Source organism: Planococcus massiliensis (genome assembly GCF_000821325.1).
In the GTDB taxonomy this organism is placed as follows: domain Bacteria; phylum Bacillota; class Bacilli; order Bacillales_A; family Planococcaceae; genus Planococcus; species Planococcus ruber.
In genome coordinates this window covers 386,811-410,359 of the sequence record NZ_CCXS01000001.1, presented here as the reverse complement: position 1 = coordinate 410,359, position 23,549 = coordinate 386,811, and the positions used below count along the sequence as shown (strand labels likewise).

The following is a 23,549-nucleotide window of genomic DNA, read 5'->3' as shown; positions in this document are numbered from 1 at the left end:
ACTTGATAATTTATTTTATACTACACTTGTAAATTTACAGATAAATATTCCATTTGTCCATATACAGAGATTCATGTCATAATAAATTCACCATTGTCGTTCAATTTCTCGACACGAATGAGGAGGGCTTGCCGTGGCAGCCACTGAAGACCGGCGTGTATTGCGGACCCAGAAAAATTTGAAAGACGCTTTGCTCGCCTTGCTGGAAGACAAAGAACTTCGCGAACTTTCCGTTACGGAAGTCACTAAAAAAGCAAAATGCAACCGCGTGACTTTCTATGCGCATTATAAAGATTTGAATGAACTGCTGTCGGCGATTTTCGACGATTACCTGCAAGGGCTCATCGCCTATTTCCGTCAAAGCTTTCAACACCTGGACCGTTTCTCTTCGAAAGACGTCCAGCGGCATCAGCCGATTTTTGAATACATCTACCAGAATCAGCCGATTTTTTCGCTCATCATCAAAGGCGAAGTGCTTCCGGGATCGCAGAACCAATTTTGCGAAAGCCTGGTGCGGGTATCCGCTACGGAACTGGCACTCGAAGGTGAAAACGAACTGCAGATGGAGATTCCGGAACTGAATTACTACCTCACATATGGAATGCTCGGCTTTTTCATCTACTGGAGCAAACAGGACTTCCAGGATTCGCCGGAAACGATGGCGAAGAAAATCGCGGATCTGCACGGGAAAATTTACGAAGGTAGCATCGTGTTAGGCGAATAAACCACAAAAAACCCGCCGAATGCACCGGCGGGTTTGGGATATGTGGATGAAATCGGACGAATACGGGGATAACTGTCTCGTTTCGTCACCCTTTCCAACTTACCCACATGTGGGTAAGTTTTTTTGACGAGAAAAGTCAGTTATCCACAATCCTCATCGCTCATACAAATTGCTTTTTCTCTACTGCATGCTTCAACAATTCTTCCACATCAACTTCGTAGCCGATTCCTGGCCCATCCGGCACTTGGACTTGTCCGCCGGCCGCCACCACTTCCGGCTTGATGATGTCTTTTTCCCAGTAGCGGGATGATGAAGCCGTATCGCCTGGCAAAGTGAAATTGGCCAATGCCGTGATGGCGATATTATGCGCGCGGCCAATGCCGGACTCCAGCATTCCGCCGCACCACATGTCGATGTTTTCCCTCTGGCACAAATCGTGGATTTTCTTCGCTTCCGTCAATCCGCCGACGCGCCCCACTTTCATATTGATGATGCGTCCGCTGCCAAGTTCGATCGCTTGCCTCGCATCTTCATAGGAATGGATGCTTTCATCCAGGCAAATGGCCGTTTCCAAATGCTTTTGCAGCTTGGCATGGTCGATCAAGTCGCCAGCCGTCAGCGGCTGTTCGATCATCATCAAGTTGAACTGATCCAGCTCTTTCAATACGTCAATGTCATCCAAGGTATACGCAGAATTGGCATCAACCATCAGCGGAATATCCGGGAAACGTTCCCGTACCTGTCTAACCACTTCGACGTCTTTGCCAGGCTTGATCTTAATTTTAATCCGCTTATAGCCTTCTTCGGTCTTTTCTTTCACTTCGCTCAGCAAGTCTTCAATATCGTCCTTGATCCCTAAACTCACCCCGACATCAATTGCCCGCTTTTCTCCGCCGAGCGCTTCCGCAAGCGAAATGCCATTTGTTTTCGCGTATAAATCCCATACAGCCCCGTCGAGTGCGGATTTTGCCAAATGGTTCCGCTTATACGGACGGAACAATTCATGCACTTCATCCGGATGGTCCAGTTCTTTTTTCAGCAGGAGCGGAACCAGGAATTTCTCCAGCATGAGCCAGCTGGAATCCGTAAATTCCTCAATGTACAACGGAAGTTCGGCAGTGACGCACTCCCCCCAGCCTGATATGCCTTCTTCATTTTTCACCTCCACCAGGATAAACAGGCGTTCCTGCTGCGTGCCGAAACTGGTGGTAAAGGGATTTTTCATCTTCATGTTCATCTTGTACAAGTTGATTTCATCAATTTTCATTTACATCGGCCCCCAATCGATCAATACTCCGACAACAATATAAATCGTTCCAATGACATACCAGATCAATACAAGCGGAATCGCAAATTTAATCCATTTCGACCAAGGCACACCGGCAATCGCAAGCGTCGCCATCAAGACACCGGAAAGCGGTGTGATGATGTTCGTGAATCCATCGCCAAGCGAGTATGCCTGCACCGCAACCTGTCGTGGCACATCCATTAAATCGGCGAGCGGCGTCATGATCGGCATGACAATGGCAGCCTGGCCGCTTCCTGAAGTGACAATCAGATTGAACAGTCCGTTGCCGACAAACATCGCGACTGCGCCCATGACGCTTGAAAACGGTTCAAGAACCGTCGCCATCCCTTGAACGATCGTATCCAATACCATCCCGTTTTCCATGACCACAACGATGGACCGTGCCATCCCGATGATCAACGCGCCATAAACAACGCTCTTACAGCCATTCATAAACTCGGCGACCATTTCATTAGCCCCCATTTTTGAAATGATGCTTGTCAGAATCGCGATGACGATAAAGACGCCGGCCATTTCGTTAATGGCCCATTCCATTTGAAAGACTCCATACACGTAAACGGCAATGCCGGCAACCAATACGCCCAACACCCATTTGTGGACAAAAGTCAGTTCCGTTGAAGCCTCTTCCATGCTGTTTTCTTCATCCCGAGGAAACGGATTGTCTTTCAAAATACTCTTTTGCGGATCTTTCTTGATACGGTTTGCATACCAGAGAATGTAAAGAATCGTTGCCGCGACCACTGTTGCATAGATCAATAACCGATAGCCGAGCCCGGAAAACAGCGGCAATTCAGCAATCGTTTGGGCAAAGCCGGTCGTAGACGGATCCAGGAACCCGACAGCAAATCCCGAATAGGCGCCCAAATAGATGATCGAAACGCCCACGATGGCGTCCATTTTCATGGCACGGGCCAAGATGATCCCGATCGGAATAAAAGCAATCACCGCATTGACGATAATGCCCAATCCTCCAAAAACAGAAAATAGAAGAGACACAATCACGATCAGCAACCATTCCTTATTGCGCGTCTTATCGATGGTTTTCAAAATGACCGTGTTGATGGCGCCTGTGCTTTCAATGACGGCGAAAGTCCCTCCGATGATCAAGACCAGGAAAATCAATCCGGCTCCGCCGATCATTCCTTCCTGAATGGCTGTGAAAATGCCAATCGGGCTGACCGGCGTCTGATCGATTCTTTCATAACTATTCGGCACGATGACCGATGCCCCGCTTTCAACGGTTTCCCGTTCAAAGCTTCCCGCCGGAATAATATACGTTAACAACGCAGCCAGGATCAAAATTCCAAATAATATTACATAGGCATCCGGCAGCCCCCGTTTCTTCTTTTGGTTTTTAGGCTTGCTCGCCTCTACAGTCATACAATTTCCCCCATTCCAAATTTTCCAATAATTCAACTTGAATCAAATTATAATAAAGTTTATACTTAAAATCAATACAAAATAAAGTATATCCTTCAAAAAGAGGTGGACTCATGTCTCTCACTTATGTTGAGAAAACGAAACAAAAATTCCCTGAACTCTCCAAGGGGCTGAAAAAAGTGGCGGATGAACTTCTGTCAGAACCGCTATCCTTCGCGATTCATCCGGCCAAAAAAGTAGGTGCAATCATCGGAGTCAGCGAAACGATGGTCATCCGGTTCTGCCATGAAATCGGCTATGCCGGCTATTCCGACTTACAAAAGGAACTTCGGCACATCTTTTTGGATCTGGAAAAGACCGGACCGCAGAAAAAGATGGGCGAAACCGCCATTATGCAGTCTTTCTCCCAACAGCTGATGGCGGATGTCCATCGCATCCAGGATAATTTGGAGCAGTTGGATGAAGAAACGCTTGAAAAAGCCATCCAAAAAATCCTCTCAAGCGAAAAGATTCTGGTGGCCGGCTACTATCATTCCTTCGCGTTTGCCCATTGGCTATCATTCAATTTGAATTACATTCTTGGAAACGCTTCCCTGTACCGCCCGGAAACCGATGCCGGCTTGCTGAACTTGCCTGCCGATAAATCCTGCCTCATCATCTTTTCGTTTTACCGCTATGCCGTCGATACGATCACGCTGGCGAAAGAAGCGAAAGAAAAAGGCATTCCGATCATCACCATTACCGATTCACGGGTTTCACCAGTGGCCGAATTTGCGGATATCGTCATCCCGCTGAAAGTGAATTACCAAAATTCTTTTGTCGCCAAAGGGCCGGTCACGCTGTCTTTCCTTAATGCCTTGCTGATGGAAATCATCGAGCGCGGCGAAAGCCAAGGCAGCTTGCAGCCGACATACAAATACTTTATAAAGGATGAGGAGAAATAATGGAAAACACACTCGCGAAAAAAGTACAAGATACGTTCGATCACCTTCATGCAAACGCAGAAATCAGCTGGGAAGAAGTCGAGACCACCCAGTATCTGAAACAATTATTGGAGCAGCATGGCTGTACGACTGAAACATTCGAGGATTGCACCGGTGTCATCGGACGCTACGGAAATTTTGATAAAGGCTTGCCGGTTGTCGGAATTCGTGCGGACATTGACGCATTGTGGCAGGAAGTGAACGGGGAATTCCAGGCAAACCATTCCTGCGGGCACGATGCCCATATGGCAATGGTGCTCGGCGTATTGTGGAAGCTGGAAGAACACCCGGAGCTTCGGGATCAAATCGCGGTGAAATTCGTGTTCCAGCCGGCGGAAGAAAAAGGCGAAGGCGCGTTAAAGCTCGTCGACAAAGGCGCGATGGATGATGTGGATTATTTCTACGGCGTTCACCTGCGTCCGGTTCAGGAAACGGCAGCCGGCTACGCCTCCCCGGTGATTGTGCACGGCGCCGCAAAAGTTGTCACCGGCGTAATCAACGGCGACGATGCCCACGGGGCACGACCGCATCTCACCAACAATGCAATTGAAATCGGAGCCCAAATTGTCAATATGCTCAACCAGATCCATTTGGATCCGCTGCAGCCGCATTCCGTCAAAATGACGGCTTTCCACGCAGGCGGAAAAAGCGCAAACATCATCCCTGGCAAAGCGGCATTTTCACTGGATATGCGCGCGCAAACGAACGAACTGATGGCGCAATTGACCGAGAAAGTGCAGAACATCTTTGAAACCATCCGCGCCCAGTATGGCCTCGAACTGGAAGCAACTTTCGGCGAAGGCATCGCAGCGGCTGAAAAAGACCAGGAAGCGATCGATATCATGACGGACGCCATCACGGCGGTCCTCGGAGAAGACAAATTGAAAGCACCGCTGGTGACAACAGGCGGCGACGACTTCCACTTCTATAAAATCAAAAAGCCCGAACTGAAAGCGACGATGCTCGGACTTGGCTGCGGTCTCGCGCCGGGCCTTCATCACCCGAACATGAGCTTTAACCATGAATCGATGATGGACGGGGTCAACATCCTTCATGAAGCCATCCTTCAAACTTACGGATTGCACAGTTAAATTTCGGACAAAAGAACCGCCCTTCTTCACGGGCGGTTCTTTTTAATCCTGTGACTCAATCCTACTCTTCCTGTATGATGGAAAAAAGAGGTGATGTCGTGATTTTCCTGTTGATTTGGCTTCTCCTGATTGCCTATGCCGCATTTTTGGCTCCCGAAGGCGAAAGCCCGGATCCGGTATTTTCTAATATTTTAAGCGGCGAATGGGGCGAGATCGATCCGCTTGTTTTTGCGGTCTTCAATTCGCTCGGCCTGTTTCCGCTCGTGTTTTTGACGATTCTCCTGCTGCACGACCGCGGCAGATGGCCCGCTTGGCCGTTTGCCCTTTTGTCGCTTGGAACCGGCGCCTTCTCGCTGCTGCCGTATTTTGCATTCGGCGACAAGCCCTCGAAGTCGCGGACAAAAAAACGGACACCCCGTTGGCTCGTGCGTTTCCTGTCTTCCCGCTTCTGGCTGATTGTCCTTATGCTCATGTGGACAGGCAATCTACTGACCTTGCTGCAAGGATTTTCACTCGCCGCTTACCGGGAAGCATACTTCGATTCCGGCCTTGTGTCGGTCATGACCGTCGACTGGTTCGTCTTATGGGGCTTATCCGTCTATGCCACTTACCGCTTTTTCCCGGATGCGTCACGAAAAGCGCTTGCCTGGATTCCGATTCTCGGTCCCGTGCTCGTTATGTGGCTGAACAAAAACAAATTACCCAAAAACTAAAAAAGCACACCGATTCAAAAGGTCTCGATGACCCATTGAATCGGCGTGCTTTTCCTTTGAATTTATTCGAATAAAGGCGTGACCGGTTTTTCGTTGTGGACGTGCTCGATTGCTTCTGCAAGCAATGGCGCAACGGACAGGATCGTGATTTTCGGCGTGCGTTTTTCTTCAGACACATGGATGGTATTTGTCACAACCAGTTCCGTCAAAGCCGACTCTTCGACTTTTTGAACAGCGTCGCCCGACAAAACGCCATGCGTACAGCAAGCGTAGACGGCTTTTGCGCCGTTTTCAACGAGCACATTGGCTGCTTTTGAAATTGTATCTGCGGTGTCGACAATGTCGACGATGATGATGGCATTCTTATTTTGGATATCGCCGACGATGTTGACGATTTCCGGTTCGCCCGGCTGCGGACGGCGTTTGTCGATAAAGCCGATCGGCACGTCAAGGTCGTTCGCCAATTTCCGTGCACGGCTGAGTCCGCCGTTGTCCGGAGCTACGACAATCGCATTTTCCAAGCCTTTGTTCAGGAAATGCTCGGCGATGACCGTTTCACCCAGCAGCTGATCGACCGGCATATCGAAGAAGCCTTGGATCTGCGGTGCATGGAGGTCCATTGTGATGATGCGGGTCGCACCAGCCGTCTCTAGCATATTCGCTACTAATTTAGCGGTAATCGGCTCACGCGAACTCGCTTTCCGGTCTTGGCGCGCATAGCCGTAATACGGAATGACCACGTTGATCGTCTCGGCGGAAGCCCGCTTCAACGCATCGATCATGATCAAGAGTTCCATCGTATGTTCATAGCCCGGCTGTGAAGTCGACTGGACGATGAAGACTTCCGCCCCGCGCACACTTTCCTCCAAATGGATTTGCACTTCCCCGTCGCTGAAACGGGTGATCGAGCTCTTGCCCATTTCGCAGCCAAGCAAGGCGGCGATCTCCTGAGTCAGCTCAGGATTTGAATTCAAGGTGAATAATTTAAAGTTCTTTCTTAATTGATAAGGCATGTCGTGCTCCTCCTCCGCAAAAATCAATGGACTGGCCGGCAAAATAAAGCTTAACCCATTGCCGTCCAGTCTCTGTCTGTTGCTTTTATGATACCTTTTTGCGGAAGGAATAGCCAATGGATAAAAGTTCTTTCGATAAATCTACATAAACGGAACTACATTAATTGTAGAGTGATGAAATATCGACAGGAGAAGTTATTCGTTCAACTTTTATGATAGAAAAAAGTGAAATAAACATTGTTGCAGCAAGGAATTACTTCTTGTTTTTCATCTCTAAGAGGATAGGTGTTGTATTTATCAGTATTGACAGTAGTGTCAAGACCCATAGAGCCGTCGCCATCATAGGCACTACGTCAAGTAAAGCAGACCAATCTTCCGCTTTTACCCAATCGGACACCATCGTGTAATCTGCCACAACAGTCAGTGCAGTGAAGGACAACCCCATTGCCATCGCCAGCTTATACTCTTTGCCTATGGCATACAGGTATAGATTTAAAAAAGTTGCGGCTATAGCGATAATCCCTAATACGAACCACATTAACATTCCTCCATTGTTTTCTTTTGCTCATATATCCCATAATCACTTTTATTATTAATTATAACGCTAAACTTTTACAGAAGTTCCCACAAAAAAAGGCTAACCCCCTCACTTCTTACTTCTCTATCGACCTATCGTTTTCTCGCTGTAACATTCCAGCGCCATGTCCGTCTAAGTTAGAAAGGGGCTGTTTTTATGAAATTCTACTGGCTAACCGTACTGCTGTTTTATATAGCATGGTTCTTATTTTCTACAGCCAATTTTTCAGAAGTGGTTTGGTGGTCGATCTTTTCTTCGAACCGGTCGACACATACTCCCCCTATTGAGCAAATGTCTATCGTGAAAATCACAGCGATGGCCCTTATTTTCAGCAGCCTTCATTTACTGATTTCCCGCTTACACTCTAAAATAAAAACAGAATAAACCTTTAAACGAGCAAAAGCTGTGAAAACCTTATGTTTAGTTATAGAAGAAATGGATGCTGCAGTGGTTTAATAAAGAAAAACGGCAGAAGGTGAAAAAATGAAATACACTTGCCTGTGCTGCGGATACAACACATTGGATGAAGAACCGCCGGGAACGTATGAGATATGCGGAATTTGCTACTGGGAGGATGATTCCGTCCAATTTGCTGATCCGGATTATGAAGGTGGAGCGAATGGCGTTTCGCTCAGGCAAGCGCAGCGAAACTATGCGGCATTCGGTGCGTGCGATAGAGCTTCGATCGAATCTGTCCGCAAACCCAATGAAAAGGATGTAAAAGACCCTCATTGGACAGTAGTGAAAAAAGAATAAGCCATACCATATAAGTTAAAATAGAAGAGAGAATCAAACCCATTTGCCACTTGAGGAGGAAGATCTATGAAATTTGGCATCATCGGCACGAACTGGATCACAGACCGCTTCCTGAAAGCGGCCGCGCAGCACCCCGGCTTTACGCTTGGCGCCGTCTATTCCCGCAAGGAAGAAACAGGGCGCGCGTTCGCGGAAAAATACGGCGTCGATTCGGTCTACACGGATTTGGCTGAAATGTTTTCAAGCGGCGGCATCGAAGCGGTGTATATCGCTTCACCCAATTCCCTGCACGCCGGACAAAGCATCCTGGCGATTGAGCACGGCATCCACGTCCTGTGCGAGAAGCCGGCGGTGACGACGGTCGAAGAAATGGACCGCATCATCGAAGCGTCAAGAAAATACGGGACGACGTTCATGGAAGCGATGAAGTCGACCGTGACGCCGTCGTTCCTGAACATGAAAGAGCAGCTCCATAAAATCGGACCGGTCCGCCGCTTCTTCTTCCATTACAACCAGTATTCGTCGCGCTACGACAATTACAAAGAAGGCATCATCGAAAATTCCTTCAAGCCGGAACTCGGCAACGGCGCTCGCATGGACCTTGGCGTCTACGGCATCGCACCCTTCGTTCACCTGGCCGGCGCACCGGAGTCGTTCCTCCGTAACGATTACCGGCTGTCGACTGGCGCCGACGGCCAAGGCAGTATGATCCTGAACTACGGCGACAAGGAAGCGGTCGTCACCTACTCGAAGATTTCCGATTCCGTACTCCCGAGCGAAATCCAGGGCGAAGACGGCACCATCGAAATCGACCGCATCAGCGACCCGAAACGCATCACCTTGAAATACCGCGACGGCCGGACCGAAGACCTGTCCGTCCCGCACGAATTCGACACGATGTACTACGAGCTTGCAGAATTCATCCGCTGCGCGGAGAATGGGGAAATTGAGTCTCCGATTAATACGCATGCGATTTCGCGGGAGACGGTGCGGTTGTTGATGGAGTAAACGAATAGAATTTGTTCAATCAAAAAACCAGGCGCCTTATAAGGCAGCCTGGTTCTTTAGGTTAATCTTATTTAATTTATTATTCTCCAACCATGCCGTCATTGTCATTATCCCGCATATACGGGTACAGCCAATGATCGCTCATGATCGGCATGCTGAAGCCGGCCGCTTTCGCTTCTTTGATCGTCACTTGGCCATTGCCGTCTGTGTCAACGCTTGAAACGTCGCCGCCGGCCGCTGGAGCCGGTGCTGCCGGTGCGCTTTCAGGTTCAGCTTCCGCCGCTTCCGGAGCATCGCCGCCCGTTAAGCCGAGCGATTCGTTCACTTCATCCGGGTTCACGTTGTCATAGTTGTCTACGACTTTGTTGCCGTTTACCGTATACGTGTACTGGTAATGGGAAGGAATCTGCGTTTCCGTATCCGGATACGTGATGATCGCTTCAAAATCCACAGCTCCGCCCGCTTTACGGATGACGTCTTCCATATAAGCCTGGTCACCGTAACGGTTCAATGTGCTTTCCTGCGGTGTAATGTTGTAGGCATTCGATACGCCGCCAAGCGAATCCGCAATAACGTGCCCTTCGTCCAGCGTCGGACTTTCGACGCCCGGCACTTTCGCTTCGTCCGGATAATATCTGCCGGATGACGTTACTGGTTCCGTGTTATCGTCTTGCAGAATAATTTCACTCGCTATGACGCGCACAAGCTGCCCGTGTTCATTGGTGAACGCCCAATATTCCCGGTCCCCGAAACCAATGTCGACCACGACATTCGCTTCCCGGTGTCCGGATAGATCGCCGCCGTCCACTTCGATTAAGTTATAGCCTGCGAACAGGTCATCCGTGGGCGCTGCAGCTGTCTCTTCTGTCGGAGTTTCTTCCGCAACTAGTTCTTCTTCGACTGCTTCAGGAGTCGCCTCTTCGCTGCTCTCTTCTTCAACCGTGCTTACTTCCTTCACGTCTGTGTCTGTTTCTTCAACAGATGCTGTATCTTCTATGTCGGTACACCCAACCAGGAAGATGGCCATTAGAAGTAAGATCAAATAATTTAACTTCTCCATCGTTTAACGCTCCTATAATCATTTTCATCAGCAGCTCCAGTCAGGCTCAATAAAGTCTGCTAGTTTCCGCTAAAATCCATATATAAGTATAGCATTCAATAAAGAAGAATTAGCTTCTCTTAACAACATTTTCCTTAAATTTATTAATAATTTGTGAACCATCCCAAAATCTACACAATAAAAAACACTCCATTTCCGGAAGCTCTGCCTTAACAGAAGCCTCAACGAATGAAGTGCTCTTTATATCAAATGCATTGGTTATAAAATGGCTTGTATTATGTTGTTTTCTTTACTTGCTCTTTCCAATCATGCGGTCCTCTGACCCAGCCGCCGATTGCCGCTCCCATGGCAGCCATCGGCGTATCAAATTCGATATCTTCCATGACCAGCAATTGGTTATGGAGCGGGACCAGTTTTTTATCCAAAATCAGCGTTTCCCGCAGTTTGATGTACTTCTTCGGACATTTGGGCGACGTCGACGCTGCAAACTTCGATCCTTGTTTGACGACAAAGCTCGAAGCTTTATAATAGCCGACGGCATCCGCCCCTCTTTTCGACTGGATCGTCAGAAGCTCCGGCTCCTCCTCAAGGATAACTTCAGGAAACGGAGCCATTTCAAACGGAAAAACCGCTTCTTCTTTTCCTGTTTCTAAGTCCACTCTTAAAAACTGATAAAGTTCGCCATACTTTTCGTTTATTACCTTTTTCACATAGATCTCCTGTGCCATTTGATCATCTCCTCGAGTTTGTCGTTCTTTTACTCGTTATATAGAGATAATTGGCTCTAAGAGATACCTATTTGTTAATTAACCGGCAAAAGATTTGCCTTTCTTTCGAAATAAGCGTGCAACCGATAGTCTGTAATTTCTTTCGTCCAGTTATATAGGAGCTCCTTTTCAACTGCCAATGGATTTAAATGAATTTTAAATTCGTTGTTTGAATAAGTAATTAAACCGTTTGCTGCACTGCCGCTCCATTTGGTCATTGGCATTGTTGAAATCAGGTACGCGACTTTCTTTTCATCATACTGACGCAGCCTTTTCCCTTGTGCATCATTAAAATCCGTATTCAGCCGGTAATCTTTTTCCGTTAAATAGTGATGAAAGAACGGCGCGGTTTCTTCTGGTGTCACAGCATCCAGCCAATGTTCCGGCCCTTTCGACAGCATATAACTCAAAACCACCATTTTGTAGCTCTTCGTCATCCCGGTCTTTTCCAGCTCAATAAACCAATGTTTGAACTTTAACCATAAGTCTTTTTCTTCCTCATTTAATTCATCGGCATATGCCAGCATGCCGATGTAGCTTCCGAATTCCTGTTTCACGATTTTGGAATCGATGTTCGCCTGAAGATGGAACTCTAAATACGTTGGGCGCTTGCCCAGCTCTTTCTTCAAGTCGTGATAAGCGATGACAATAGATTCTTTTCGCGGGGCTCTCTTCTTCCGCATCTCTTTCAGAAGATTGATTACCTGCAAATCCAAGTTGAACTCACATGCGGCTGGCACGAACGGTTCGATGGCTTTATTGCCAACTGCTTTTTCTTGTTTGTCAAAAACGGCCAGCTTCAAATCTGCATTGCGATAGTTTCCGATAAAATCAATGATGACACAATGTGATTTTCCATCTGCCATTCGAAGGCCGCGTCCGATTTGCTGCGTATAAACCGCCAATGATTCGGTCGGGCGGATAAAAAGCAGCGTATCCACTTTCGGAATGTCTACCCCTTCGTTAAATAGATCCACTGTGAAGATCATTTCCAGTTTCCCGGCTTCCAATTTAGTTCGGGCAGTCCTTCTTTCACTCGAATGTGATCCTCCGTGGAGTGCGATTGACCGAATTCCTTTCCGTTGAAAAAAGTGATTCATAAATACGGCTTGTTTGACAGAAGAACAGAAGCCAATCGTTCTCGTTTGCTTGTACCGGTTCCATTCTTCAAAAATCTTTTCTGCAAAATCTTCGCGCAGTTGAATTTGCAGGAGTTCTTCTTCGTCGTAACGAGTACCGCGCCAAGGAATTGCCGAATAATCCGTATCATCATAGACGCCGTAGTATTGGAAAGGCGCCAGCCAGTTCCACTCAATCGCATCCAGAAAATGAATCGAGATGGCAACATTTCCATCACATAAGGCGTATACATCTTTATTGTCCATTCGATCCGGTGTCGCAGTAATTCCCAATAAAAATTGAGGTTCAAAGTGGTTTAATAACCGCTCATATGTAGGGGCAGCCGCATGATGAAATTCATCCACAACGATCAGATCGAAAGCATCTTTCTCGAACCGATTCAAATGGTAATCACTGCCCAGTGTATAAATGGAAGCAAAGATAAAATCGACTTCTGTTTTTTTCTCGGATGCATTGTAAAAAACACTCGATCGGTTTGGATGAACATGTCTAAACGACGCTTCCGCTTGAATCAAAATTTCTTCCCGGTGTGCGACAAATAACACTCGTTTAAATCTTTCTGCAAAAAATGCAGCTAAATAGGTTTTGCCAAGCCCCGTTGCAAGAACGACCATCGCCCGGCTATAGTTTTCAGCCATAGCATTTTCCAGTGCCGCTAACGCTTCCTGTTGGGCGGGCCTCGGCGTAATGTCCACTTCATACGAAGCAGCACTTTCCGCAATTTCCGGTTCTTGCGGGATACTTGGTCCAACCGTCATTTCCACTTCTTCCGCTTCCGACCATACGGGACTGATTGGATTTTTTAAATTCGCTTTTTTATGTAAAGAGCGGTATTCATCAAGGGTCTCCCGATTCAAAGGAATCGTCTGATCTGCATAAAAGCTTTTAAGGAATTGCGTCGTTGCCTCTTCAAAGGCTTCCGCATCAACAGAGGTCGGCGCAATCAAGTTCCACTCTACTCCTGTAGTCAGCGCAGAAGCAGATAAATTGGAAGAACCTACGATTAAATGAGACACATCTCTCCCTCGAAACAAATAAGATTTCGGATGAAAAGAAGTGCCCCCGCTCTTCCAAATACGCACTTCCGCTGAAGGTAACTCTTCCAGAATCATTTGCAAGGCATCAGGCTGCGTAACAAATAAATAATCGCCTACCAGTAGTTTAATCGGTACTTCCCTGTCAGCAGCTTGCTTCAAAAATGGGAGAATCTTTTTGACACCAGATTTCATAGCAAATGCCGTCACCCAGTTGATCTCAACTGCCTCTTCAGATAATCTCCCCAAGTGAGAAAGTAATTGAGACGTGACTAATTCCAGCTTAGTCATCTTCAACCTCGATAAGAAAAACGCGCTTCTCGAACCTTCCGCGCTTTTCTGCTTTTTTCTTACGCACTTCTTCCAGCTCTTCGAAAGATAAACCGTGAAGTTTTACAGCTGCATGCAGCAGTTCTAAAATATCGGCCAACTCCTCGACCGCTTCTTCATTGCTATTTGCTTCCACATACTCTGTAAGTTCTTCCGACAATTTCTTTTTTAGTTCTTTTTCATATTCTTCTCCCGATAAAATACGCATTGAAAATTCTTTATTGGTCTTCTGTATGACTTCCGGGATGTAATCACGGACTAGTTTATTGTGGATTGGCAAGGAAACTCCTCTTTTCATATTTAGAATGGCTTGAGTTAATTATATAGATAACTTAGTTTGATTCAAAAAAATATTCTAGATATGTTTTTCCAGAGCAGCTTTAAATTATTTGAGATATTAACTTTTCTATTAGAACTATTGTTATTTTAGTTTCATCTTCAAAAAATTTTTTAATAAAAGAATAAGTGCACAATAGAAATAAATATTTAGCAAAATATTGATAATATTTTCCATACTATTGTACCAACCAATTATTTAGAATATGATTATTTCAATTAAGAAAAGAGGGAATATTAATGTCTATTAATTTCAAAGGAAGATTTCATGAAAATATAAAAATTATCGATACTCTTTTAAGTCCTAGTCATCCGAATTTTGGAATTTTAATTGCTGGTGAAGACTACTTCCATTCTTCTAAACAACCTATTATTAGAGTTTATTTAATATACGAAAATAATTCAGAATGGCATATTCAGAAAGAACTTGAAGCATTTTCATTTTCCAATTATTCTATGGCCAAGCAATTCATCAGTGATTTGCCTAAAATGTCTGCTTTAGATCTACTACTTTTAATGAATGGATGGCAAAAGAACAATCCCTTTCTTCAGTAAAACACTTATACGTTATCTACCGCTAATTAAATATTTTTACTAATGCATTTCGGAAATATTTTTTAAAATATTCATTTTTTCGTATATTTCAACTGTATAATACTTAATTTAATTGCATGTTGTTAACAATATTAATAAATATTGACACTAGTTCGCTTAATATTTTTCTTTCTTATGGAATAAGATTAAAAGGTTTTGAATTCACTATAATCAATACAGTTCTTTAAAGTACACTTTTACGAACGCTTTAAAAATGGGCAAAAACGATCGAAAACAGCGTTCGTAAACGTGTCAAATGACTTTACGAACGTCCGCAAAATTGCATAGACTTTTACGAACGCTTTTCAGGTATAATGAAAGGAAAAGAATCGTTTAAAGAGGTGAATTATGGAACATCGCAAATTCGGTTACATACGCGTCAGCAGCAAGGATCAAAACGAAGGCCGTCAATTGGAGGCCATGAGAAAAATAGGCATCACTGAACGGGACATTTATTTGGACAAGCAAAGTGGAAAAAACTTTGAACGTGCGAACTATCAATTATTGAAACGAGTTATTAGAAAAGGAGACATTTTGTATATCCACTCCTTGGATCGGTTCGGCCGGAACAAAGAAGAGATCCTCCAGGAATGGAATGACCTCACGAAAAATATTGAAGCAGATATTGTAGTGCTGGATATGCCACTACTGGATACCACGCAATACAAAGACAGCATGGGGACATTTATTGCGGATCTGGTTTTGCAGATTCTTTCTTGGATGGCTGAAGAAGAACGAGAACGCATCCGCAAACGGCAGCGTGAAGGAATCGACTTAGCATTGCAAAATGGTATTCAGTTTGGCAGACCAACCGTTTTTGTTTCAGAGGAATTTAAAAAGGTTTATAGAAAGTGGAAAGCTAAAGAGCTAACAGCAGTTGAAGCCATGCAAGAAGCCGGAGTTAAAAAGACTAGTTTTTATAAATTAGTAAAAGCAGTCGAAGAAGAAATAGCCAATACTATATAATAGTAGAAACTCATATTGCAAAATTGACAATATAAACAATGAAATTTAATGGTATGTCTTAGAAATTCTAGTCAATCTAAAAACCTTAAGATGGAGTGGCATCTTAAGGTTTTTCTTATTTCAATTATTCAATCTTTTGTAGCGTATACTAAGTACAGGTATACCTGTATAATTTACAGCATATGGAATACTTCTCGCTACTATGAAAACGAAAAGTTGATTTAATTAGAATATTCATTAGGAGGAAACTTTTTGGAAGATCCTAAAATTGACTATTTAAATGTACAAAATTTGACGTTAAAGAATATGATTACTGTATATTTTGAGGAAGAAAATTTTGAGAATAAGGATATTATAGTTTTCGATTTCGGATCTATGAATCGAGTTGAACCTTTAGCAATGCTGCTTTTTTCGAGCAGATTAAGAGAATTGAGAATTAAATTTCCAGAAACAAAGTTTAGAGCTCTTAACCATGAATCCAATACCTATGCTTCGCACATGGGTTTTTTTGAAAGTTTTGGCCTAAGCTACGGTAAGAAACCCGGAGAAGCATCAGGTAGTTCTACTTATCTTCCAATCACAATGATTGATGTAAAGCAACTAAGAATAGAATCATACGAAAGTGATAATGGCATAGTCCAACAAGTGATTTGGAGAAAAGCCATAGAAATGGCCGAAATATTATGTTTTGGAAATGAAGAAATAAAACATGCCGTTTTTAGATGCTTAAATGAAATTCTCCGAAATACTGTTGAACACAGCGAAACTGAACGTGTCTGGATTTGTGCACAGTGTTGGAGCTATAAAAGAGAAATTGAAATTGCTATTCTTGACGAAGGAGTAGGAATTAATCAAACATTGAAAGTAAATCCTTACCTCACTATTCCAAATGAGCTTGCAGCTTTGACCCTCGCTATTCAGCCTTCAATTTCTGGCAAAGCTTTTATTCATAATGGAATTGAACGGGGACATTTGGACGGAGGTTGGAATCATTCAGGGTTCGGTTTATATATAGCAAGTGAAATAAGTAGAAGGAATGGCTCATTCTTTATCTGTTCCGGAGATTCTGCAATTCTTTTGAATTCTGAAGGAAGTTATTCATATCAACTTTATCACTCTGGAACCGCTGTTAGATTAAGAGTAAATATTGACCAATTAGAAACTCTTACCCGATCTGATATCGAACAAATTATTAATGAAGGAGAGTTTCATGCTGCTACTAGCTATAGTGATTTTGCTTTAACAAAAGCTTCATCAGCATCAAAGAAGTCTTTTGATTAAAACGTCTTCATTTTCTTAGTATTCAAAATTAAATATCATCAATTGATGAAAATTGCAGTTGCTTTGATGGCGCAACTGCAGGTGAAAAAGACGTGACCGATGAAGCGAAGCCAAACCGGTTTGCCGATTTCAACAATAGGGAAATCCTGGTATGGTACATTCAAGAACAGAAACACGCCCATGCCTCGAATGACCACACCCATCGAACAAAAAAAGAATACGAACGGGAATTGAGCAGCTTTATCTGGAAATTGCTTGTCCACAGCGCCACCATAGACATCGATATCGCAGAAATTCGTGGGCAATCCCTTTTCAAGTTCTTAGAATCACATCACCTGCGACACTACCAGAAGTGGCTGATGACCGAGAGCTCTCATGTATAGAAAAAAGGAAGTACAGCCCGGCAACTATTGTCCGCAAGACGAAGATTCTCAAATCGTTCTTTCAGTATTTGCATCGGGTAAGCTATATTGAAGAAAACATTGCGGATGGGCTGCGCATCGGTACGGAAGGACGAGCTGGATGGCATCGAGGCGCAGCTGACACTTCCCTTTTCCGCCATGCGTTCACTATCACATCTCGTTTGAGCGGATCTAATCGATATCATGCTGTCGCTCGGCCATGAGAAAATGGAAACCATAATGATCTATCTGGAGAAGGTGTTCGAGCAGGATCAGCATGCGGTGAATCAATGAACAGCAGATGCATTAGATGAGTTTTTATAATAAGGGAGGATAATAATGAAAGACTGGTTTTTGAAGTTAACTGGAACTTTTAGTGGAAAAGTAATTTTTTTTATTTCATTAATAGTCATAATACCATTTTTTATTGGCTTGCTTTTAAACATCCCTTTAGGAAAATATACAATTGGAACGGAAGATGCTTGGGTAGGTTTCCATGGAGGATATATTGGGGGAATCTTAGGTGGAATTGTTGCGTATTATATAGCAAAAATGCAAGTCGATGAACTGAGAAGAGAACAGAATAAAGTATTTATCGATAATTACATTAGAACCTATTTGAAAATTAATAATTATTTTAATAAAATGGAACACTTATTACATGGAACTAATTCATTACAATCTATGATGCTTGGCCATAGAAGTTATGAAGAAAGAGCAGAAAAAGAAGAGAATCAACACATGAAAACAACTGCTTTGTATATAGCCAATGATAATCTTTCAGGAGTAAAAGAAAGAGTAAATGAAGTTAAGAAATTCAAAGATGTACTCGAGGGAATACCTTCTGAATATGTGCCAATCAAAATATTTAAGGACTTCACAAATTTAATCTGGCAACTAGATAAAATACATGAAGAAATAGTAGAATTTATTACTAAGGACTATGTTTATAATCCAAATAATTTAGCTGAGTCTATCGATGAAAATCTCGATCCAAATTTTGAAAATAAATATATACAAGAAGGTATTTTAGAAAGATACGAACCAATGTATATTGAATACTCTAAACTTCAGAAGAGGATACAAGATTACTATCTAATTGAGGAAAAACTTGTTGTTCAAGATGTAGAAAATTCTAATTAAAAAATTTAATGTTATTATAAAAATTGAATTGGGGGGAACTATTTTGGAAACAGAGTTAATCATGTCTACGAAACTGACCACTTTGAAATCATTTAAATATTACATACTCTGTTATTGAAGAAAAAGAATTGTATGTAAATGCTAAGAAAATTTTTATTAATCGTTAAGTACTTCTTGAATGAATAGATTACAAATCCTAAAGTAGCAGCTGTTATTGATAAGGATAATGAATTGCGAAAATAAGCCCCCCCTTTACTATGCGACTTAGCACATTATAAAGGGGGGTGTTAACTATTTAAGGCTTGCTCTAGTGCTCTCTGATTTGAAAATCCCTCTTTCTCACAAATTAGTTGTTGCGATACCTTTAGCTTTTTCTATTTCTTTATTGTTCATACATTGTGAGTGATAGAGTGCCATTCCTTAATTAGGTTTCGATAATTTACTTTTGATCTCTCCTCCTTTTTCCTCTTGCAAGTGCTGTCTTTAATCCAGCCATTACCCATATGTGAATAATATCCCCTTAAAATTCATTTAAAATCGATAACATTCCAAACATGACTTTTCCTGCAGCCGTCCCTATTGATATCATCTTAGATACTAATAAACTCTATACCTTTTTCTCGAAGCAGTCTTGCGATTTCAGTCAGTCACTTTGTGGACTTGGCCAACTTATTTAATTTATAAACAATAAATTTATAACCAGCGCATAACATCTTAATCGCTTGCAATAATTTCGATTGATATCTTTTACTACTGACAACTTTTATTAGAATATTTTTTATATTTAAATTTCTGTAAGAAGTAAATTCAGCGATTAGTCGATTGTACTAATTCGAGCATGCCCTATAATTATAGGGCACTTTATTTTTTATTATTAGTTTGAATAGTCATATCAAAAACATCCATTTAAGATATATAGTTTTTGATATGAGTTTTGATATAAAAAAGTAATGAAAAAGAAGAAAATATCCAACTTCTTCTCATCACTCTAAAATACCATCGTTTTTGATTCATTAGATAGTAAATATCAATCCATTTAATTTCAAAAAAATGATTGTAAATTTTAAGGAATATTGTGATAATTATGTAGACCATGGTGTGCTCCTTCGAAGCGGACTACAGCCATTAATTTCGCTTAACGAAGGAATTTCACTATTTTGGGTAGTAAATTCAAAGAACGGAGGTTCTTAATAATGGGAGAAAGATTTCCTGATATCGATTGGTATTGTGATCGTTGCAACGCACATTTAAACGACCAAGATAATTTTGACGACCATAAGTACATTTGGCCATGTACGGAATGTGGATTCAAAAATAGTATTTCAAGTGCAAATATCATTGATTAAGAGGCAATAAATGAAATTATTATAAACATCTTTATAAAAATGAAGGAGATTGAAAATGGATAACAAACAATATAGTGATTCGTGGCAAAGAAAAATTACAACCAAACTGATTGGAAATTTTGAGGGAATGGACGAAGCTGAGTTTAACGCTGACTATAATAAACTTGATGATGAATACCAGTCTCGAGTAGATCGAGCTATACGTGAGTTTGCTGATGCCGCTGTCGGCGATGAGCATTGGGATTCTGATGATTGAGATACCTGCCACATACCTACGAATACTTTAATGAAGTGATCATAATTAATAAGCTCCTATACAAAGAAAATGAACCCCAAGTGTCGTCACTTTTTCAGTGACTATCATTTGGGGTTCAGTTCATTCATTTTTACATTCTTTTTCTAAAAATCGGGTATAATTTTGCCAAAACTTTATCGCAACTCGTCCCTTAATGGCACAATGACCTCATCCAGCAACTGCGTCCACTGACGTTTCATTTCTGGACCATATTTTAATGGGCTGACCGATGGGTTCGCCTTTTTGTATTCAGCAAACTGTTTACTCTCCAGAATCCCTCTAATATTTGGAACAGGTTGGGATCCAACCTCGTATTGAATCGCCGACAACTGCAGCTCGCTTTCCGAGACAAACCATGTGTCCGCGAATTCCTGAATTGCCCGGTTAAATGATTGCGTGAAGAAGCGTCTCTTCACCACAAACACATCTTCACTTTCATCCACTTCACCTGTATCAATCGCATTCAAAATCCCACGGTACACTTCTTTCACCACGGTTGATTTGTTGAGTTTCTGTAAGGCTGTTTCAATCTCTTCACGGACGTCTTGGTTATTCGCTGCGTACGTTTCCAGCAACAAGTTGATATAAGCTGAATCGATGTCGTACGTTATGCTCGCATTCTCCCCAAAAAATTCAATCTCGGAGAAGTCTGGATTGGGTTCGTCATCGTCTCCCGGTTCAATGTCCACAATTAACGAGCCTTTCACCGTATTGTACGTTCCGACATAAGCTTCCAGAGTTTCAACTTGCTCGCGTAATGCAGCGGATTTCTCCATATCGTCATTATAATCATCATAGGTCACCAAGGCTTCGTAGGCGTTACTCAACTCTTGGAAAGCTCCGATAAACTGGATACGTTCTTCAATCGGTGAATGTTCATCAATTTTCGACGGATCGGGCACTTTCGCACTCAGTAATTTGTGTGCTTTTTTGAAGCGCTTTTTCGACTCGTCATACGTCGGATACACGAGTTGATTTTCTTCTTGGGCTTCGGAATACAACTTCGTGGCAGCTCGCACATTTTCTTCCATAGTCACGGGTTTTCGGAACGTCACAATTAACCCTTTAGTCTTTCCAGGGTAGGTTCGATTGGTACGTGAAAAGGCTTGAATCAGATTCGCGTAGCTCAAGTTGCGATCCACAAACAAGGTTTGAACCGTCGGTGCATCAAAGCCCGTTAACAGTCGGTCTACGACTATGACCAGATCAACTTGCTTCCCAACCTGTTTGAATTCTGCCCGTTTCCGCGCTAACCGGTTGTTGATATCACCATTGTACCGATTGAGGTCTTCAATCGACCACGAGGTGTTGTAGTAGTCGTTGTACTCCTGAATAATAGCCTTCATTTCATCTTGGTTTTCCTTTGAATCTTCTTCATTTTCTTGCAATGAATAAGTAATCGCAATCCGGGGGAAATCAGGATCTTCAATCGTTCGTCCTGTTCGAATCGGGTGTCCTTGAAACTCGCTCATCATCCAGTCTGGATCTGCAGTCATCTTCTTAATGGCTTGATAATAGCGCTTGGCCATCTCAATCGAACTGGTGGTGAGAATCGCTGATTTCTGAGGACGTCCGTTTTGAAAGTCGAATTTTGTGTAAGCATTATCCGGCCTGAAAATCTTGTGCAGTACTTTTTCAATATGCTCATCATTATCAAAGAAGCTAGCTTCCAGATACGCTTCCTTTTCGAGTCCATCCATTTCATCAATATAATCATTCAGTTCGTTATCGCTGAGCTCTGAGAACTTCTCTTGTGGCCGCAGCTGATTAAAAATGTAATTACTGAGCGATGTCGGTTCGATCGTATCTTCATGTTCCACTTGAAAGCCGAGAACCGCACCATCATCAAGGGCATTTTTAATGGTGTACGTATGTAGTACTTCGCCGTATTGGTCATGCGTCGTGCGCGCCAAGCGACCCTTGGCTTGCTTTTTGTTTTCTTCAAAGATGGGCGTACCGGTAAAACCGAACCACGTGGAATTGGGGAAGAATTGTTTAATCTCTTCCATACCTTCCGCACTTAACGCTCGGTGGCATTCATCCACCACAAAGACGATGTGCTGGCTCATCAGCTTGTTAAAACGCTGGGTCCCTTTGTCGGCTTCTTGTTTCTCTGCATACCGGAGTGCATTTTCTAGTTTTTGCCGTGTGGTGATAATCACGGTATTCGAATTGGCACTCGATAGTAAGGTATCGCTCAACTCTTTGGAGCTTCCTGTCCCGACAATTAAGCTGTTCGATTTGGCCGTACCGGACGAAATGCCGGTATTGAATTCAGAAGCAAACTTTGTGAATTCCGAGGTCGTTTGACTATCCAAGTCTTTCCGGTCAATCAACATTACGGTGCGATCAACGCCAGCCTTGCGAGCAAGAAGCTTAGTCGAGACAAAGCTCGTTAACGTTTTCCCCGATCCCGTGGCATGCCACACATAGCCAGATTGGTGTTTAATCGCCGAAGTGAACAACGCTTCAATCGCGTGAATCTGATACGAATGCAGAACCATCAGCGCTTTGTTGTCTTGGTCTTCACTCACAATCGTGTAATTCGCAATCAACCGGTGCGCATCAGGAATGTTTAAGACTTGCTTGACGAATTCATACAGGTTATCTACTTTTCGATTATCTTTCGTACGCCAGCTAAAGAGAAATTTCTTGTGCATATCCTTTGGCAATGCATTCGCAAAATAACGCGTGGTTTGTTCATTTGAAATGACAAACAACTGAAGTGTGGCGAAAATATTATTTCGGAACATGCCTTCTTCTGCGTATTTTTTGATTTGATTGTACGCTTGGTACACGCCGTCTTTGGAGGTGGCTTGTTTCAATTCAATTTGCACAATCGGCAAGCCGTTAATGAGCAGCGTCACGTCGAACCGGCGATCACGTCCATCGTCGTCCACTTTTTGTTTCGCGATTTGATGGACTACCTCATACGTGGAGATGCCTCCCCCGATGTCTTGGTTGGAATACAAGACCAAGGACAGCGACGGGAGGGTGCTATCTTCTCGCTCTAACGTGATGCGCGCAATGCCATTCTCTCCTTTGAGCCAGCGCGCCGCATCAAACGGCGTTTTCGTTTTCGACAACAGTTCGGTTTTGATGGTCTCGAATTCTTGATCGGACAGTGGGTGTTCGCCAAGTTCCGCCAAGTTGTTCCGCGTAATCTTCGACCGCAAATTCTGCCAAAGATCTTCTTCTGATTTAAGTTCAGGCCTGTAGTTCCACTGATTATGCCCTTCGCCGAGGACTTGAATCAAACGACGTTCCACTTCGACTTCATCGGTATGTGGGATTGTGGTCAT

At 43.4% G+C, this 23,549-nt stretch carries 21 protein-coding genes; 11 read left to right on the top strand and 10 right to left on the bottom strand.

Features of this window, described 5'->3' with window-relative positions; translation table 11 throughout:
• Window positions 1–133 precede the first annotated feature (133 nt).
• Window positions 134–724: a TetR/AcrR family transcriptional regulator gene (locus BN1080_RS02060; RefSeq protein WP_052650072.1), complete on the top strand. Its 591-nt coding sequence runs from the start codon at window positions 134–136 to the stop codon at window positions 722–724.
• 160 nt (window positions 725–884) lie between these two features.
• On the opposite strand, the gene menC is transcribed toward BN1080_RS02060, so the two are convergent.
• Window positions 885–1,991 carry an o-succinylbenzoate synthase gene (menC, locus tag BN1080_RS02055; protein ID WP_052650071.1) on the bottom strand — a complete coding sequence of 369 codons (1,107 nt, stop codon included), beginning with the start codon at window positions 1,989–1,991 and terminating at the stop codon, window positions 885–887.
• The gene (locus tag BN1080_RS02050; RefSeq protein ID WP_052650069.1) at window positions 1,992–3,413 is read right to left on the bottom strand and encodes a YfcC family protein; all 1,422 of its coding nucleotides are present in this window, start codon (window positions 3,411–3,413) and stop codon (window positions 1,992–1,994) included.
• A 113-nt stretch (window positions 3,414–3,526) separates the two neighbouring features.
• Here BN1080_RS02050 and BN1080_RS02045 point away from each other — a divergent pair, with 113 nt between their 5' ends.
• From BN1080_RS02045 to BN1080_RS02035, 3 genes are all read left to right on the top strand, one after another.
• Window positions 3,527–4,357 carry a MurR/RpiR family transcriptional regulator gene (locus BN1080_RS02045; protein ID WP_052650068.1) on the top strand — a complete coding sequence of 277 codons (831 nt, stop codon included), beginning with the start codon at window positions 3,527–3,529 and terminating at the stop codon, window positions 4,355–4,357.
• Window positions 4,357–5,487, top strand: a complete 1,131-nt coding sequence (locus tag BN1080_RS02040; protein ID WP_052650066.1) for a M20 peptidase aminoacylase family protein — start codon at window positions 4,357–4,359, stop codon at window positions 5,485–5,487. The genes BN1080_RS02045 and BN1080_RS02040 overlap by 1 nt, the downstream gene beginning before the upstream one ends.
• Before the next feature lie 98 nt (window positions 5,488–5,585).
• Window positions 5,586–6,200 (top strand): hypothetical protein, encoded by a 615-nt coding sequence (locus BN1080_RS02035; RefSeq protein ID WP_052650063.1) that lies wholly within the window; start codon window positions 5,586–5,588, stop codon window positions 6,198–6,200.
• Window positions 6,201–6,262: 62 nt separating this feature from the next.
• Here the strand turns inward: BN1080_RS02035 and BN1080_RS02030 are convergent, their stop codons facing one another.
• Both BN1080_RS02030 and BN1080_RS02025 read right to left on the bottom strand, forming a co-directional pair.
• The gene (locus BN1080_RS02030; RefSeq protein WP_052650061.1) at window positions 6,263–7,213 is read right to left on the bottom strand and encodes a ribose-phosphate diphosphokinase; all 951 of its coding nucleotides are present in this window, start codon (window positions 7,211–7,213) and stop codon (window positions 6,263–6,265) included.
• Between the two features lie 253 nt (window positions 7,214–7,466).
• The gene (locus BN1080_RS02025; protein ID WP_052650059.1) at window positions 7,467–7,751 is read right to left on the bottom strand and encodes a hypothetical protein; all 285 of its coding nucleotides are present in this window, start codon (window positions 7,749–7,751) and stop codon (window positions 7,467–7,469) included.
• A 522-nt stretch (window positions 7,752–8,273) separates the two neighbouring features.
• On the opposite strand from BN1080_RS02025, the gene BN1080_RS02015 reads away from it, so the two are divergent.
• Both BN1080_RS02015 and BN1080_RS02010 read left to right on the top strand, forming a co-directional pair.
• Window positions 8,274–8,546, top strand: a complete 273-nt coding sequence (locus BN1080_RS02015; protein WP_052650055.1) for a CPCC family cysteine-rich protein — start codon at window positions 8,274–8,276, stop codon at window positions 8,544–8,546.
• A gap of 66 nt (window positions 8,547–8,612) precedes the next feature.
• Window positions 8,613–9,554, top strand: coding sequence for a Gfo/Idh/MocA family protein (locus BN1080_RS02010; protein ID WP_052650053.1), 942 nt, complete (start codon window positions 8,613–8,615; stop codon window positions 9,552–9,554).
• A 79-nt stretch (window positions 9,555–9,633) separates the two neighbouring features.
• Here the strand turns inward: BN1080_RS02010 and BN1080_RS02005 are convergent, their stop codons facing one another.
• The 4 genes from BN1080_RS02005 to BN1080_RS01990 form a co-directional block, all read right to left on the bottom strand.
• Complete coding sequence (locus tag BN1080_RS02005; protein ID WP_052650051.1) at window positions 9,634–10,614, bottom strand: DNA/RNA non-specific endonuclease; 981 nt, start codon at window positions 10,612–10,614, stop codon at window positions 9,634–9,636.
• Between the two features lie 275 nt (window positions 10,615–10,889).
• Window positions 10,890–11,342: a DUF4357 domain-containing protein gene (locus BN1080_RS02000; protein ID WP_052650049.1), complete on the bottom strand. Its 453-nt coding sequence runs from the start codon at window positions 11,340–11,342 to the stop codon at window positions 10,890–10,892.
• Between the two features lie 74 nt (window positions 11,343–11,416).
• A complete protein-coding gene (locus BN1080_RS01995; protein WP_052650047.1) occupies window positions 11,417–13,846 on the bottom strand; it encodes a DEAD/DEAH box helicase family protein in 2,430 nt (809 codons plus the stop codon).
• A complete protein-coding gene (locus tag BN1080_RS01990; RefSeq protein WP_052650044.1) occupies window positions 13,839–14,165 on the bottom strand; it encodes a nucleoside triphosphate pyrophosphohydrolase in 327 nt (108 codons plus the stop codon). The genes BN1080_RS01995 and BN1080_RS01990 overlap by 8 nt, the downstream gene beginning before the upstream one ends.
• 296 nt (window positions 14,166–14,461) lie before the next feature.
• Between BN1080_RS01990 and BN1080_RS01985 the strand changes: the two genes are divergently transcribed.
• The 3 genes from BN1080_RS01985 to BN1080_RS01975 all read left to right on the top strand — a co-directional run bounded on the left by BN1080_RS01985 (window position 14,462) and on the right by BN1080_RS01975 (window position 17,062).
• Window positions 14,462–14,776, top strand: coding sequence for a hypothetical protein (locus BN1080_RS01985; RefSeq protein ID WP_052650042.1), 315 nt, complete (start codon window positions 14,462–14,464; stop codon window positions 14,774–14,776).
• A 387-nt stretch (window positions 14,777–15,163) separates the two neighbouring features.
• On the top strand, window positions 15,164–15,781 hold the full coding sequence (locus BN1080_RS01980) for a recombinase family protein (RefSeq protein WP_052650040.1): 618 nt from the start codon (window positions 15,164–15,166) through the stop codon (window positions 15,779–15,781).
• 252 nt (window positions 15,782–16,033) lie between these two features.
• Entirely contained in the window at window positions 16,034–17,062 is a 1,029-nt protein-coding gene (locus BN1080_RS01975) for an ATP-binding protein (protein WP_052650038.1), read from the top strand.
• A 38-nt stretch (window positions 17,063–17,100) separates the two neighbouring features.
• On the opposite strand, the gene BN1080_RS17135 is transcribed toward BN1080_RS01975, so the two are convergent.
• Complete coding sequence (locus tag BN1080_RS17135) at window positions 17,101–17,367, bottom strand: hypothetical protein (protein WP_199876575.1); 267 nt, start codon at window positions 17,365–17,367, stop codon at window positions 17,101–17,103.
• A gap of 435 nt (window positions 17,368–17,802) precedes the next feature.
• Between BN1080_RS17135 and BN1080_RS01965 the strand changes: the two genes are divergently transcribed.
• Both BN1080_RS01965 and BN1080_RS01960 read left to right on the top strand, forming a co-directional pair.
• Entirely contained in the window at window positions 17,803–18,606 is an 804-nt protein-coding gene (locus BN1080_RS01965) for a hypothetical protein (protein WP_052650034.1), read from the top strand.
• Window positions 18,607–20,007: 1,401 nt separating this feature from the next.
• Window positions 20,008–20,208 (top strand): hypothetical protein, encoded by a 201-nt coding sequence (locus BN1080_RS01960; protein ID WP_052650032.1) that lies wholly within the window; start codon window positions 20,008–20,010, stop codon window positions 20,206–20,208.
• 173 nt (window positions 20,209–20,381) lie between these two features.
• Here the strand turns inward: BN1080_RS01960 and BN1080_RS01955 are convergent, their stop codons facing one another.
• Window positions 20,382–23,549 carry a type I restriction endonuclease subunit R gene (locus BN1080_RS01955; protein WP_052650029.1) on the bottom strand — a complete coding sequence of 1,056 codons (3,168 nt, stop codon included), beginning with the start codon at window positions 23,547–23,549 and terminating at the stop codon, window positions 20,382–20,384.

Bases quoted from the DNA above. Each gene is read 5' to 3' on its own strand.
- BN1080_RS02040 (WP_052650066.1), top strand. From the start codon at position 4,357: ATGGAAAACACACTCGCGAAAAAAGTACAAGATACGTTCGATCACCTT.
- BN1080_RS01985 (WP_052650042.1), top strand. From the start codon at position 14,462: ATGTCTATTAATTTCAAAGGAAGATTTCATGAAAATATAAAAATTATC.
- BN1080_RS02015 (WP_052650055.1), top strand. From the start codon at position 8,274: ATGAAATACACTTGCCTGTGCTGCGGATACAACACATTGGATGAAGAA.
- BN1080_RS02025 (WP_052650059.1), bottom strand. From the start codon at position 7,751: ATGTGGTTCGTATTAGGGATTATCGCTATAGCCGCAACTTTTTTAAAT.
- BN1080_RS02010 (WP_052650053.1), top strand. From the start codon at position 8,613: ATGAAATTTGGCATCATCGGCACGAACTGGATCACAGACCGCTTCCTG.
- BN1080_RS01965 (WP_052650034.1), top strand. From the start codon at position 17,803: ATGAAAGACTGGTTTTTGAAGTTAACTGGAACTTTTAGTGGAAAAGTA.
- BN1080_RS02030 (WP_052650061.1), bottom strand. From the start codon at position 7,213: ATGCCTTATCAATTAAGAAAGAACTTTAAATTATTCACCTTGAATTCA.
- BN1080_RS01955 (WP_052650029.1), bottom strand. From the start codon at position 23,549: ATGACCACAATCCCACATACCGATGAAGTCGAAGTGGAACGTCGTTTG.
- BN1080_RS01960 (WP_052650032.1), top strand. From the start codon at position 20,008: ATGGATAACAAACAATATAGTGATTCGTGGCAAAGAAAAATTACAACC.
- BN1080_RS01995 (WP_052650047.1), bottom strand. From the start codon at position 13,846: ATGACTAAGCTGGAATTAGTCACGTCTCAATTACTTTCTCACTTGGGG.
- BN1080_RS02045 (WP_052650068.1), top strand. From the start codon at position 3,527: ATGTCTCTCACTTATGTTGAGAAAACGAAACAAAAATTCCCTGAACTC.
- BN1080_RS02000 (WP_052650049.1), bottom strand. From the start codon at position 11,342: ATGGCACAGGAGATCTATGTGAAAAAGGTAATAAACGAAAAGTATGGC.
- menC (WP_052650071.1), bottom strand. From the start codon at position 1,991: ATGAAAATTGATGAAATCAACTTGTACAAGATGAACATGAAGATGAAA.
- BN1080_RS02050 (WP_052650069.1), bottom strand. From the start codon at position 3,413: ATGACTGTAGAGGCGAGCAAGCCTAAAAACCAAAAGAAGAAACGGGGG.
- BN1080_RS01980 (WP_052650040.1), top strand. From the start codon at position 15,164: ATGGAACATCGCAAATTCGGTTACATACGCGTCAGCAGCAAGGATCAA.
- BN1080_RS02005 (WP_052650051.1), bottom strand. From the start codon at position 10,614: ATGGAGAAGTTAAATTATTTGATCTTACTTCTAATGGCCATCTTCCTG.